12 protein-coding genes and 2 pseudogenes are annotated in these 12,019 nt (G+C 61.8%); 8 read left to right on the top strand and 6 right to left on the bottom strand.

Annotated elements, in window-relative coordinates:
• Positions 1-9 precede the first annotated feature (9 nt).
• Genes hpxX through hpxZ form a run of 3 tightly spaced genes read left to right on the top strand, consistent with a single transcriptional unit; the run spans position 10 to position 1,975 of the window.
• Positions 10-198: an oxalurate catabolism protein HpxX gene (gene hpxX, locus ACMYSN_RS05725; RefSeq protein WP_462497333.1), complete on the top strand. Its 189-nt coding sequence runs from the start codon at positions 10-12 to the stop codon at positions 196-198.
• Positions 195-1,592: an amidase gene (locus ACMYSN_RS05730; protein ID WP_462497334.1), complete on the top strand. Its 1,398-nt coding sequence runs from the start codon at positions 195-197 to the stop codon at positions 1,590-1,592. Before hpxX ends, ACMYSN_RS05730 begins: the two co-directional genes overlap by 4 nt.
• Complete coding sequence (hpxZ, locus tag ACMYSN_RS05735; RefSeq protein WP_434585594.1) at positions 1,589-1,975, top strand: oxalurate catabolism protein HpxZ; 387 nt, start codon at positions 1,589-1,591, stop codon at positions 1,973-1,975. Before ACMYSN_RS05730 ends, hpxZ begins: the two co-directional genes overlap by 4 nt.
• Before the next feature lie 67 nt (positions 1,976-2,042).
• Here hpxZ and puuE read toward each other — a convergent pair whose 3' ends face one another.
• The 3 genes from puuE to ACMYSN_RS05750 are packed head-to-tail and all read right to left on the bottom strand — an operon-like array spanning position 2,043 to position 4,450.
• On the bottom strand, positions 2,043-2,975 hold the full coding sequence (gene puuE, locus ACMYSN_RS05740) for a polysaccharide deacetylase family protein (RefSeq protein WP_462497335.1): 933 nt from the start codon (positions 2,973-2,975) through the stop codon (positions 2,043-2,045).
• A 15-nt stretch (positions 2,976-2,990) separates the two neighbouring features.
• Positions 2,991-3,734 (bottom strand): aspartate/glutamate racemase family protein, encoded by a 744-nt coding sequence (hpxA, locus tag ACMYSN_RS05745; RefSeq protein ID WP_462497336.1) that lies wholly within the window; start codon positions 3,732-3,734, stop codon positions 2,991-2,993.
• On the bottom strand, positions 3,731-4,450 hold the full coding sequence (locus ACMYSN_RS05750; RefSeq protein ID WP_462497337.1) for a GntR family transcriptional regulator: 720 nt from the start codon (positions 4,448-4,450) through the stop codon (positions 3,731-3,733). Before ACMYSN_RS05750 ends, hpxA begins: the two co-directional genes overlap by 4 nt.
• 144 nt (positions 4,451-4,594) lie before the next feature.
• On the opposite strand from ACMYSN_RS05750, the gene ACMYSN_RS05755 reads away from it, so the two are divergent.
• Both ACMYSN_RS05755 and guaD read left to right on the top strand, forming a co-directional pair.
• Positions 4,595-6,088, top strand: coding sequence for an NCS1 family nucleobase:cation symporter-1 (locus ACMYSN_RS05755; RefSeq protein ID WP_462497338.1), 1,494 nt, complete (start codon positions 4,595-4,597; stop codon positions 6,086-6,088).
• A gap of 112 nt (positions 6,089-6,200) precedes the next feature.
• Positions 6,201-7,514 carry a guanine deaminase gene (gene guaD / locus ACMYSN_RS05760; protein ID WP_462497339.1) on the top strand — a complete coding sequence of 438 codons (1,314 nt, stop codon included), beginning with the start codon at positions 6,201-6,203 and terminating at the stop codon, positions 7,512-7,514.
• 40 nt (positions 7,515-7,554) lie between these two features.
• Here guaD and ACMYSN_RS05765 read toward each other — a convergent pair whose 3' ends face one another.
• Both ACMYSN_RS05765 and uraD read right to left on the bottom strand, forming a co-directional pair.
• A complete protein-coding gene (locus tag ACMYSN_RS05765; protein ID WP_462497340.1) occupies positions 7,555-7,881 on the bottom strand; it encodes a hydroxyisourate hydrolase in 327 nt (108 codons plus the stop codon).
• Positions 7,878-8,378 carry a 2-oxo-4-hydroxy-4-carboxy-5-ureidoimidazoline decarboxylase gene (gene uraD, locus ACMYSN_RS05770; RefSeq protein ID WP_462497341.1) on the bottom strand — a complete coding sequence of 167 codons (501 nt, stop codon included), beginning with the start codon at positions 8,376-8,378 and terminating at the stop codon, positions 7,878-7,880. The genes ACMYSN_RS05765 and uraD overlap by 4 nt, the downstream gene beginning before the upstream one ends.
• 50 nt (positions 8,379-8,428) lie before the next feature.
• Between uraD and ACMYSN_RS05775 the strand changes: the two genes are divergently transcribed.
• Both ACMYSN_RS05775 and hpxO read left to right on the top strand, forming a co-directional pair.
• Positions 8,429-8,770, top strand: a complete 342-nt coding sequence (locus ACMYSN_RS05775) for a hypothetical protein (RefSeq protein ID WP_462497342.1) — start codon at positions 8,429-8,431, stop codon at positions 8,768-8,770.
• A 12-nt stretch (positions 8,771-8,782) separates the two neighbouring features.
• Positions 8,783-9,868, top strand: a pseudogene (gene hpxO, locus ACMYSN_RS05780) (FAD-dependent urate hydroxylase HpxO); the annotation flags it as partial.
• Positions 9,869-9,893: 25 nt separating this feature from the next.
• On the opposite strand, the pseudogene hpxR reads toward hpxO, so the two are convergent.
• A pseudogene (hpxR, locus tag ACMYSN_RS05785) lies at positions 9,894-10,842 on the bottom strand (LysR family hpxDE operon transcriptional regulator HpxR).
• 127 nt (positions 10,843-10,969) lie between these two features.
• Between hpxR and hpxD the strand changes: the two are divergent.
• Complete coding sequence (gene hpxD / locus ACMYSN_RS05790) at positions 10,970-12,007, top strand: aromatic ring-hydroxylating oxygenase subunit alpha (RefSeq protein ID WP_462497343.1); 1,038 nt, start codon at positions 10,970-10,972, stop codon at positions 12,005-12,007.
• Positions 12,008-12,019: the final 12 nt, after the last annotated feature.

The raw sequence follows: 12,019 nt of genomic DNA on the forward strand, positions 1-12,019 counted from the left end.
GAGAAACCCATGCCGCAACCCATTACTGACTGGAGCGCCTGGCTGGCGCAGATGGAACAGATCCTCGGCCTCGAACTGGATGCGCAACGCCGCGACGAGCTGCAACTGCAGTTCAGCCGCATTGCCGCGATGGCCGAACCGCTGATGGCCTACCCGCTGGCAGAGCGCCAGGAAATTGCCGGAGTGTACAAAGCATGAAGCTCAATCAGATGACCATTGCCGGAATCCAGCGCGCGCTGGCCGCGGGCGAACTGAGCGCCAGAGAAATTGCCCGCAGCAGCCTCGACGATATTGCGCGGGTGAACCCACAGATCAACGCCTGGACGCAGGTCACCGAAAGCCGGATGCTCGCCGAAGCCGACCGTATTGACGCCCTGCGCCGGGACAAGCAGCCGCTGCCGGCGCTGGCCGGTATTCCCTACGCGGTCAAAAACCTGTTTGATGTCGCCGGCGAAACCACCCTGGCCGGTGCGCAGCTGTTCAGCGACCGTCCGGCGGCCAGCGCCGACGGCTGGGCGGTGCGCCAGATCCAGGCGGCTGGCGGCCTGCTCAGCGGTATGGTCAATATGGACGCCTACGCCTACGGTTTTACCACCGAAAACAGCCACTACGGCGCCACCCATAACCCCCACGATCTGCAGCGCATCGCCGGCGGCTCATCCGGCGGTTCAGCGGCGGCGGTGGCCGCCGGGCTGGTCCACTTTGCGCTGGGCAGCGACACTAATGGCTCAATCCGCGTTCCCGCCTCGTTGTGCGGGATCTTTGGCCTGAAGCCGACCTTCGGCCGCCTGTCGCGGGCGGGCAGCCATCCGTTTGTCGCCAGCCTCGATCACATCGGCCCGTTTGCCCGTCATGTCGGCGATCTGGCGGCGGTGTATGACGCTTTACAGGGGTTGGATCCTGACGATGATGCCCAGGCCGATCGCGCCGTGGCGCCCGCCAGTCCGTTGCTCGAACGTGGGCTGGACGGGCTGCGCTGCGCGGTGCTCGGCGGCTATTTCACCACCTGGTGCGACAGCGACGCCCGCGCCGCCGTGGCTCAGGTGGCGCAGGCCCTCGGCGCGGATCGGGAGCTGCAGTTCTCTGAGGCCGAGCTTTCCCGCTCCGCGGCTTTTATTATCAGCGCCAGTGAAGGGGGTAATCAGTATCTCCCCGCCCTGCGCCGCGAGCCGGCACGCTTTGAGCCGCACTCCCGGGAGCGGCTACTGGCCGGGGCGATGATCCCTTCCGCCTGGTATCTTCAGGCACAGCGTTTTCGTCGTCATGCCCGGGAGGCGATGGCCGCGCTGTTCGATCACGCCGAGGTGCTCATCGCCCCGGCAACCCCGTGCAGCGCGACCCTGATCGGTCAGCAAACCATGGCGATCAATAGCCAGTCGCTGCCGGTGCGCGCCAGTATGGGCATGCTCACCCAGCCGATTTCGTTCCTCGGCCTGCCGGTGGTGACGGTGCCGTTGCGCACGACCAGCGGACAGCCCATTGGCGTGCAGTTGATTGCCGCGCCGTTTAACGAGCAGGCTTGCCTGCGCGCGGCGCGTGTTCTGGAAGCGATGGGCCTTACCGAAGCCCAACCTGCGGAGATAGCAGCATGATGAATCAGGATAATATTAACCGCCCGCTGGTGCTGGCCGAGGTCACGGCGGCGTTTTATCGTTATGAAGAGGCGCTGGTCAGCAACAATATTGCGGTGCTGGATGAGCTGTTCTGGCATGACAAACGCACGGTGCGCCTGGGGGCTGGGGAGAATCTTTACGGCATCGACGAGATCCGCGCCTTTCGCGCCGCGCGCCCGTCGGCGGGGTTACAGCGAGAATTGCACCACACCGAGATCGTGACCTTCGGCGAGGATTACGCGGTGTGCAGCACCGAGTTTACCCGCGACGGTAGCGAGCGTATCGGCCGCCAGCAGCAGACCTGGGTGCGCTTTCCTTTCGGCTGGCGGATTGTCGCCGCCCAGGTCAGCCTGATGAGTTAACGCCACCGTCCACCGCGATGGTGTAGCCCCGGGCTACACGCCGATGTTATAGCCCGGGAACCGTCGACTATGGCTGGTACGGGTGCACGTCGCGCCAGTGATCGGCGATCTGCTGGCGGGTGCACACCCACACCCGATCGTGCTGCTGCACGTAATCGAGGAAACGCTGCAACGCCCGGAAGCGCCCCGGCCGGCCTAACAGGCGGCAATGCATCCCCACCGACATCATCTTCGGCGCCTGTTCCCCCTCTTCGTACAGCACATCAAAACTGTCTTTCAGGTAGGTATAAAACTGCTCGGCGGTATTAAACCCCTGGGCGGTGGCGAAGCGCATATCGTTGGCATCGAGGGTATAGGGCACGATCAGGTGCGGCTTGTGTGAACCATCGCTGCAGGCCACCTCGCTCCAGAACGGCAAATCATCGCCATAATAATCGCTGTCGTAAGCAAAACCGCCGTGCTCCACCACCAGCTGACGGGTGTTGGGGCTGTCGCGCCCGGTATACCATCCCGTCGGCGGTTTGCCGAACAGGTCGGTCAGCACATGCACCGCTTTGTGCAGATGCTCGCGTTCGCTGTCGATATCCATATGCTGGTAGTGGATCCAGCGCCAGCCGTGGCTCACCACGTCATAATCGGCGGCTTTGATGGCGGCGACGATCTCGGGGTGACGCGCGAGGGCCATTGCCACGCCAAACACCGTCAACGGCAGCCCGCGGCGGCTGAACTCCTGGTGAATGCGCCAGAACCCGGCGCGGCTGCCGTACTCGTACAGCGAGTCCATCGACATATGGCGATCGGGATAGCTGGCGGCCCCGATAATATCGGAGAGAAACTGCTCGGAACCGGCGTCGCCATGCAGCACATGGTTCTCCGCCCCTTCCTCATAATTGAGCACGAACTGCACCGCAATCCGCGCCTGTCCCGGCCACTGCGCATGCGGCGGCTGCCCGGCGTAACCCCGCAGATCCCGCGGGTAATGCTGATCGGAAAACGTCATCTCCACCCCTTACCGTTAAAACGAATTGAATACCTGAAATGGCCCACTCAGCGTTTTGGCTTCCGGAAACGCCAGGTCGCCCCGCTTGCTGGTCGATAGCCCAAGCGATACCAGCGACTCCACCATCTTCACCGCCGCGCTGACGCCGTCAATCACCGGAACCTGCAGTTCGTGCGTCAGTTCCTGGGCCAGCGTCGCCATGCCGCCGCAGCCCAGCACGATCGCGCCGCAGCCGTCTTCCCGTAGCGCCTGAATACAGCGCTGGCGCACTTTTTCCTGCGCCAGACCGCTGCCGTCCTCCAGCGCCAGGACCGGCAGGTCGATGGCGTGTAGTCCGGCACAGTGGTCGTAAAAGCCATATTGATGCAGCAGGTGACGGGCAATAATCAGCGTTCGCGGCAGCGTGGTGACGATGGAAAAGCGCGTGGCGACCAGCGTCGCCATATGCATCGCCGCTTCGGCAATGCCGATCACCGGCCCCTGCGCCAGTTCGCGGGCCGCCAGCAGCCCCGGATCGCCGAAACAGGCGATAACGTGCCCCGAAACCCCCTGCTGGCGGCCAGCCTGAATCTGTTCCAGCACGCCGATGGCGGCAATGGCCTCATCAAAGTGCCCCTCGATCGATGCCACCCCTTCCCGCGACGACACCGCCAGGATTTCGGTTCCCGGTGCCGCCACGGCTCTGGCCGCGCGGGCGATGGTTTCCGTCATCCCGGCGTTGGTGTTGGGGTTAATCACTTGTATACAGATAGCGCTCATGACAGCTCCTTGTTGCCGGCGAAGAGTCGGGCGAAATCCGGCAGCGACTCGCCATCGCGCTCAAAGCACAGGCTGGCGACAATATGTTCAAAATGGTGCGTTAGCGCGTCGCTCAGGGGCGCCAACGCCTTCTCCCGCAGCAGCTGAATGATCCGCTCGTGATCGTTGCACCGACACCCCTGGCGCCACGGCGCCCCCCATGTGGCGATCGCTAATGAAGAGCGCTGGCTCAGGCGAGTCACCATCTCGGTGAGCACCGGGTTGCCGGAAATCGCCTGCAGCTGAATATGAAACTCGGCGGAGTAACGGATTGCCGCCGGGCCGTCGTAGGCGTCATGTGCCTGCTGCTCCTGCAACGTGATGGCCTCCAGCGCCGCCAGATGCGGCGGCTGGCAGTGGGCGATCACGTCCGGCAGGTTAGCGACCTCCAGCAGCATGCGGGTACGGAAGATGGCCTGGGCCTCTTCGACCGTCGGACTGGCGACCTGTGCACCACGTTTGGGCGTGATGGTGACCATTTGCACAGTGGCGAGTCGTTGCAGCACTTTACGGATCCCGGTCCGGCTCACGCCGAAGACCTCCGCCAGCGCCTCTTCCGGCAATTTACTGCCCGGCGGTAGCTGATGTTCCACAATCGCGGTCATCAGGGACTGATAGATGGTTTCGTCCTTGTCATGCAGCGCTGCCGCGGCCTGCTGACGATGTTCATTACGCATTCACCCGCTCCAAATTTACCTTTCGATATCTAATCGTATACATGAAATAAAAGTCTTGTATACAAAATTAACCATTCTGGCCTGGATCCTGCAACAGCATCCTCAACACCCTAATCAGGGGTTTCATTCACAGGAGCAGGTTTCATGCCAAACAATCAACATACCCAACAGAATACGGCCGCTGATTCCACCGCCGGCTACAGTCCACGGCTTTGTAATGAGGATCTGGCGCCAACCCGCGACCAGAACTGGAGCTGGTACAACATATTTTCGTTCTGGATGTCGGACGTCCATAGCATGGGAGGCTACGTCGTGGCGGCGAGCTTCTTTACGCTCGGGCTGGCAAGCTGGCAGGTGCTGCTGTGCCTGCTGGTAGGGATTTGCATTGTACAGCTGTGTGCCAACCTGGTGGCCAGGCCAAGCCAGATGGCCGGCGTGCCCTATGCGGTGATCTGCCGCCAGGCCTTTGGCGTCTTTGGCGCCAATATTCCAGCGGTGATCCGCGGCCTGATCGCCTTCGCCTGGTACGGCATTCAGACCTATCTGGCAGCCAACGCGCTGATGCTGGTCATGCTTAAGTTCTGGCCCGGCCTGGCGAGCTTAACCGAGGCCTCCTTCCTTGGCCTGTCGCACCTCGGCTGGCTCTGTTTCGCCACCATGTGGCTGCTGCAGGCGATGGTGTTCTGGCACGGGATGAGCGCCATCAAGCGCTTTATCGATATCGCCGGGCCGGCGGTCTACGTCGTGATGCTGGCGCTGGCGGGTTGGATTGTATACAAGACCGGTTTTGACGGGATCTCCTTTACCCTCGCCAGCAAATCGCTGACCACCGGGGAGCAGACCTGGCAGATGATCACCGCCACCGCGCTGGTGGTCTCCTACTTCTCCGGTCCGCTGCTTAACTTCGGCGACTTTTCGCGCTACGGTAAAAGCATGGGCGAGATCCGCCGCGGTAACCGCTGGGGCCTGCCGTTTAACTTTCTGCTGTTTTCGCTCGTCACCGTGGTGATTGTCTCCGGCACCCAGTCGCTGTTTGGCCGCATGATCACCGACCCGATTGAAACCGTCAGCCGCGTCGGTAACGATCTGGCGGTGGCCATTGGCCTGCTGACGATGATTACCGCCACCATCGGCATCAATATTGTCGCTAACTTCGTCTCCCCGGCGTTCGATTTCTCCAACTGCTCGCCGCAGAAAATCAGCTTCCGCACCGGGGGGATGATCGCCGCGGTCGGCTCGATTCTGCTGACCCCGTGGAACCTGTTCAACTCACCGGAGCTTATCCACTACACCCTCGATGTCTTAGGGGCGTTTATTGGCCCGCTGTTCGGCATCCTGATTGTCGACTTCTATTTGATCAAACGCGGGCAGGTTTCCGTCGACGATCTGTTCAACGCGACGCCGAGTGGCCGCTACTGGTATAGCAACGGCTTTAACCCCAAGGCCATTGCCGCCCTGCTCCCGTCCGTGGCGATCGGCCTCGTGATCAGCTTTATCCCGGCGCTGCATGAAGTGGCCAACTTCAGCTGGTTTATCGGCGTGCTGCTGAGCGGTTCGGCCTATCGCTGGATTGCCCGCGAGGATCGCGTGAATGTGTCCTCGCACCTGACCGCTCGCCCGCTGGCCCAGAAAGAGTAACCCTCCACCGTTGCCGCGGCTGTACGCCGCGGCACTTCCTGACCAGCAAACTGGCATCGATTTTGCTCAACAATCCTGCCCCTCTATTGTGGATAAAGGAAAAGTTGTCTTTATGATTGAATACCACTCCGCCGTGCGCGGCGCTTTTTTCGACATCGCCCAACCCGCCGACAGCGCCGACGACATCGCGCGCCATGGGCGTTATCTTGATGATGGTGTCCTGTTTATCCACGAGGGCAAAATTCAGGCCCTGCTGCCCTGGCAGGAGGGGGAAGCTCACCTCGACGGGCAAAAAGGCTACCTCGACCTGCGCGGACAACTGCTGCTGCCCGGTTTTGTCGATGCCCACGTGCACTACCCGCAAACCGAGATGATTGGCGCGTTCGGCGAACAGCTGCTGGAGTGGCTGACCACCTACACCTTCCCGGTCGAGAGCCAGTTCAGCGACGAGGAGTACGCCGCCGACATCGCGCAGTTTTTTATCAACCAGCTGCTGAGCCACGGCACCACCACCGCGCTGGTGTTTTGTACGCTGCATCCTGAGTCGGTCGATGCGCTGTTCACTGAAGCCCTGCGGTTGAATATGCGCCTGCTGGCCGGGAAAGTGATGATGGACCGCCATGCGCCAGATTATCTGAGCGAAACGGCGGAGCAGAGCTACCGGCAAACCCGCGAGCTGATCCAGCGCTGGCACCATCGCGGCCGCCTCGGTTACGCCATCACCCCGCGCTTTGCGCCAACCTCAACCCCGGAGCTGCTGGCGGCGGTTCAGCAGCTGCGCGAAGAGTTCCCGGATACCTGGCTGCATACCCACCTTAGCGAAAACCTCACGGAAGTGGCATGGGTGAACAGCCTGTGGCCGGAGCACGAGCACTATCTGGACGTCTACCATCACTACGGCCTGACCGGTGAGCGCAGCGTCTTTGCTCACGGGATCCATCTGGCGGAAAAAGAGTGGCAGTGCCTGCACGACACCGGCTCGGCGGTGGCCTTTTGCCCGACCTCCAACCTGTTTCTCGGCAGCGGCCTGTTCCGCTTACCCGCCAGCTGGCAGCACAAGGTGCGTATCGGCATCGGCAGCGATGTGGGCGCCGGCACCACCTTCAGCATGCTGCGAACCCTGGGCGAGGCCTACAAAGTGGCGCAGCTGCAAAGCTATCGCCTGCGCTCGTGCGAAGCCTTTTACCACGCGACGCTGGGAGGCGCCCGGGCGCTGCGTCTCGACGACAAGATTGGTAACTTCCAGTCGGGCAAAGAGGCGGATTTTGTGGCGATCGACCTGACGGTGACCCCGCTGCAGCGGCTGAGAATGTCCCGCTGCCAGGATATTTACGAACGGCTGTTCGTGCTGATGACGCTGGGCGATGAGCGCAACATTCGCCAGACCTGGGTCAATGGCGAGTGCGTCTGGCGCAGCGAGACGTAGAGAGATAGCCAGCCCGGCAGCGCTACCGGGCTGCTCGGGCTTAGCTTCCCCGGTAGGTGGACCAACCGCCCGGGGCAATCACGAACGGTAAATGGAAATGCGTGTCCGACCCGGCGCTAATTGCAAAGTCAATCTGCGCCCGCAGATACAGCGTTTCCCGGCCGCTGTGGGTAAACCAGTCGCCAATTTCCGCCACCAGCCGATAGCGCCCGGCCACCAGCATACCGGGGGCCAGCGTCGCAATGCGGCCATTTTCGTCGGTTATCCCGCTAGCAATAGATTGCCCGCCGAGCATCAGATGCACCGCCACCCCTTGTGCCGATTGTCCGGTAGAGATATCCAGAATATGGGTACTTAACGTATTCATTGGCCGATGACTCCCGTCAGTCTTAAGAGCGTAATCTCACGCAGCTGCGCCAGCGCAACCTGCACTTCCTCTGCCTCGCTGTGGGTCAGGCGCTGCGTGAGCGCCTGCAGGATCGCCTCGCCGCTGCGGCCCTTCGCGCGGATCAGGAAGACCCGACCGAAGCGCGCTTCATAGCGGGCATTTCCTGCTTTCAAGGCCTCGGCCAGCGTAGCGTCATTGTCGTTCACCGCCGCCTGCTCCTGCCGGGACAGCGCGGCATGCGCGCGCTCCCCGGCGGGCTTCTCGCCGATGCGCGGATGGGCGCTCAGCGCCTGGTCCAGTTCCGCTTCCCCCCACTGCGCGGCCTGCTGTTCGGCCATCGCCTGCAGCGCCGGGAGATCGGCATAGGGTCGGGCCTGTACCAGCGCCGTCACCCAGGCGTCGAGTGCGACGCAGGGAGCCAGCAGGCTCCCTGCGTCCTGCGGCGAAAGTTGATTAAAATGGTGAAGCGCAATCATCGTGACTCCTTAACCGCCGCCACAGCGAGCAGTCATTATTATTATCGGACATGATCATTCCAGCGGGTTGTTTAAAACGCCGTCTGCACAGTGCACAAAGCAGGCCAGAGTCGCGCCCTCGCCGCCGCTCAGCTTCCCGCACGGCATTACTTTCCAATTATCAACACCATAGCGATAAATATAGCGCAAAATTCGTTCGCACTACCGTGCCTGACGATGAAACATTCGATACCGCCAGCGACAATCAGAAATTTTTGATTCAAAAAATGGCAATTGCCACGCAACAACGCACCAGCGAAGTGCACTGGCTGGGTCAATCCCTCTTCCGCACCGGCCCGCGCGGGTTCGTCAAGCTGGTACGCAATTTGCTCACCTCCTTTACGACGCAATAAATGGAGAAGAGCATGAAAGCATTAGTCATCGGCGCCGGTATTGGCGGCCTGAGCGCGGCCGTCGCGCTGAAGAACGCGGGAATTGAGTGCGAGGTGTTTGAAGCGGTCAAAGAGATTAAACCGGTCGGGGCAGCAATCTCTATCTGGCCCAACGGCGTGAAGTGTATGCAAAGCCTGGGCATGGGGGACATCATCGATACCTACGGCGGCCCGATGCACTATTTAGCCTATAACGCCTGTCGCGACGGCGAAACCCTGACCCGCTTTAGCCTTGCGCCGCTGGTGGAGCGCACCGGCGGTCGCCCCAGCCCGATCGCCCGCAGCGAACTGCAAGGGGAGATGCTCGACTTCTGGGGGCGTGACGCCGTGCAGTTCGGGAAACGGGTCATCCGGGCAGAGGAAGACGCCAGCGGGGTAACGGTCTGGTTTACCGACGGCACCACGGCCCACGGCGATTTCCTGGTCGCCGCCGATGGTAGCCACTCGGCGCTGCGTCCGTACGTGCTGGGCTATACCCCCGAGCGCCGCTATGCCGGCTATGTGAACTGGAATGGCCTGGTGACGATCGATGAGCAGATTGCCCCGGCCAATCAGTGGACCACCTTCGTCGGCGAAGGCAAACGCGTGTCGTTGATGCCGGTGGCAAACGGTCGCTTCTATTTCTTCTTTGATGTGCCGCTGCCGCTGGGTCTGGCGGAAGACCGCGACACCCTGCGCGGCGATCTCTCTCGCTACTTCGACGGCTGGGCGCCGCCGGTGCAGCGGCTGATTGCGGCGCTGGATCCGCACACCACCAACCGCATTGAAATCCATGATATTGAGCCTTTCGACCGCCTGGTGCACGGCAAGGTGGCGCTGCTCGGCGATGCCGCTCACAGCACCACGCCGGATATTGGTCAGGGCGGCTGCGCGGCGATGGAGGACGCGGTGGTGCTTGGCGACATGTTCCGCACGCACCAGGATATTACCGTGGCGCTTCAGCAGTACGAAGCCCTGCGCTGCGAGCGGGTGCGCGACCTGGTACTGAAAGCGCGCAAGCGCTGCGACATCACCCACGGCAAAGATATGGCCCTGACCCAGGCGTGGTATCAGGAGCTGAAAGAGGAGACCGGCGAGCGGATCATCAACGGTCTGTGCGACACCATTCAGGGCGGCCCGCTGGGCTAGACGCTCTGCATCTCCTCCATCACCGCCGTCAATTTTTGAATCGCCATTTGTGCCGGGCGCGACAGCTGGCGCGATGGCGCCGAACACAGCGCCAGCGTCAGGGGACGCAGCAGCTTATTGCGCAGCGGAATAAACTTCAGCTGGCCGTTTCTCACCTCGTCCAGCACATCCAACCGGCTCAGCACCGTCACCCCGCTGCCTTTAAGCACCAGCGACTTAATCAGCCGGATGTCGTTACAGCTGATGCCGTTCGCCGGAATAAAATCGTAGTGGCGGTACAGCATCCCGACGCGCTCGTGCACAATCAACGGCGCGCCGGGCACGATATGGCGCTCCTGGCTGAGCTCGCCTAAGGACAGTGCCGCCGCCCCGGCCAGCGGATGGTCCGGGCGCATCACAACCCCCATCTCCAGTTCGACAAACGCCAGAACGCTGAGCCCCGCCTGCCCTTCCGGATCCAGAATCAGGCCAAAATCGAGGTCGGCCTGGCGCACCTTCTCGCTGACCGTATGGCTGTCGGCCACCTGCAACACCAGCTCCAGCCACGCCCAGTTGCTGATGATATCGGCCAGCGCCGCGGCAAAGCTCCCCTCGGCCAGCGCCTGTACCATGCCGACGCTGACCGTGCCGCGCTTCAGCCCCTGTAGTTCATCAAACTTTTGCCGGGTCAGATGAAACTCTTTTTGCCAGCGCAGCAGGTTGTCATACAGCAATTCGCCGGCGGTGGTCATCCGCAGCCCTTCCGGCAGGCGCTCAAACAACGGGGTGCCGAAGGCCTCCTCCGCCTGCAGGATCTGGCGATTAATCGCCGATGCCGAGATGTGCAATTTTTCAGCCGCCCGCCGCAGGCTGCCGCTGCGGGCCACCTCGGCAAAATAGAGTGCAAACCGCGAAAATGGACTCATGTCTCACCTGTACACTTTTTTGCAACGCATTAGTGAATTAATGCTGATGGATGTCAACACCCTAATATGACAACAATTAACTCACAACAATTAAACAATTCTATTTTTGTGAGCAGGAAGGACAACCATGAACAGACCGACGCCGACCCCACCCGCCCATTGCTCGTTTGACCCGCAAGACTGGCTGCACCTCGCCCGATGCTGGCACCCGGTGGCCCGCGCCGAGGATATTGGCGCCGCGCCGGTAAAAGCCATCCTGCTGGACGAACAGTTGGTTATCTACCGTATCAAGGGCCAGGTCGTGGTGGCCCGCGACGTCTGTCCGCACCGCGGCGTGCCGCTGACCCTCGGCTTCCATGATGAAGAAGGGATTGTCTGCCCCTACCACGGTCTGCGCTTTGGCGAAGACGGGCGCTGCAACCGCATTCCTTCCAGCCCCGACCAGCCGATCCCGGCCAAGCTCCATCTCACCAGCTACGCGGTGGAAGAGCGCTACGGCCTTATCTGGACCTGCCTGGCCTTCGACCCGGAAAACCCGATGCCGCTGCCAACGATGCCCCACTGGCACGACGAGGGCTTTCAGCAGATCACCTGCCCGGCCTTCGAGGTCAACGGCTTCGCCGGGCGTCAGGTCGAGGGGTTTCTTGACGTCGCCCACTTCGCCTGGATCCACACCGACACCTTTGCGGACCCGGATAATCAGGTGGTGCCGACCTACAACCCGCAGGAGACGCCGTTTGGCTTTATTGCCGATTACTGGAGCTCCGTCGGCAACTACCCGGCCAGCTCTGAGTTTCGCGCACCGGATGGCTTCCAGTGGCTGCGCCATTTCGAGATGCACCTGCCGTTTACCGCCACCCTGACGATCCACTTCCCCGGCGATGCCCGGCTGGTGATCATGAATGCCGCCTCGCCGGTATCGTCGCGGGTAACCCGGATGTTCGCGCCGATTGCGCGCAATTTTGACCTGCATGTACCGGTCGCCGATGTCCATGCCTTCAACCTACGGGTGTTCGAGGAAGACCGATTGATGGTCGAGACCCAGCGCCCGGAAAGGCTGCCGCTGGACCTGACGCTGGAGGCGCATATTCCTGCCGATCGCAGTTCCATCGCCTACCGCCGCGGCCTGAAGAAAATGGGCTTTGGTGAGTTTTTCCTGGTGTAAGTGGAGGAGCAT

Origin of the sequence: Klebsiella sp. R445 (genome assembly GCF_051131755.1) — a bacterium.
Classification (GTDB): domain Bacteria; phylum Pseudomonadota; class Gammaproteobacteria; order Enterobacterales; family Enterobacteriaceae; genus Klebsiella; species Klebsiella lignicola.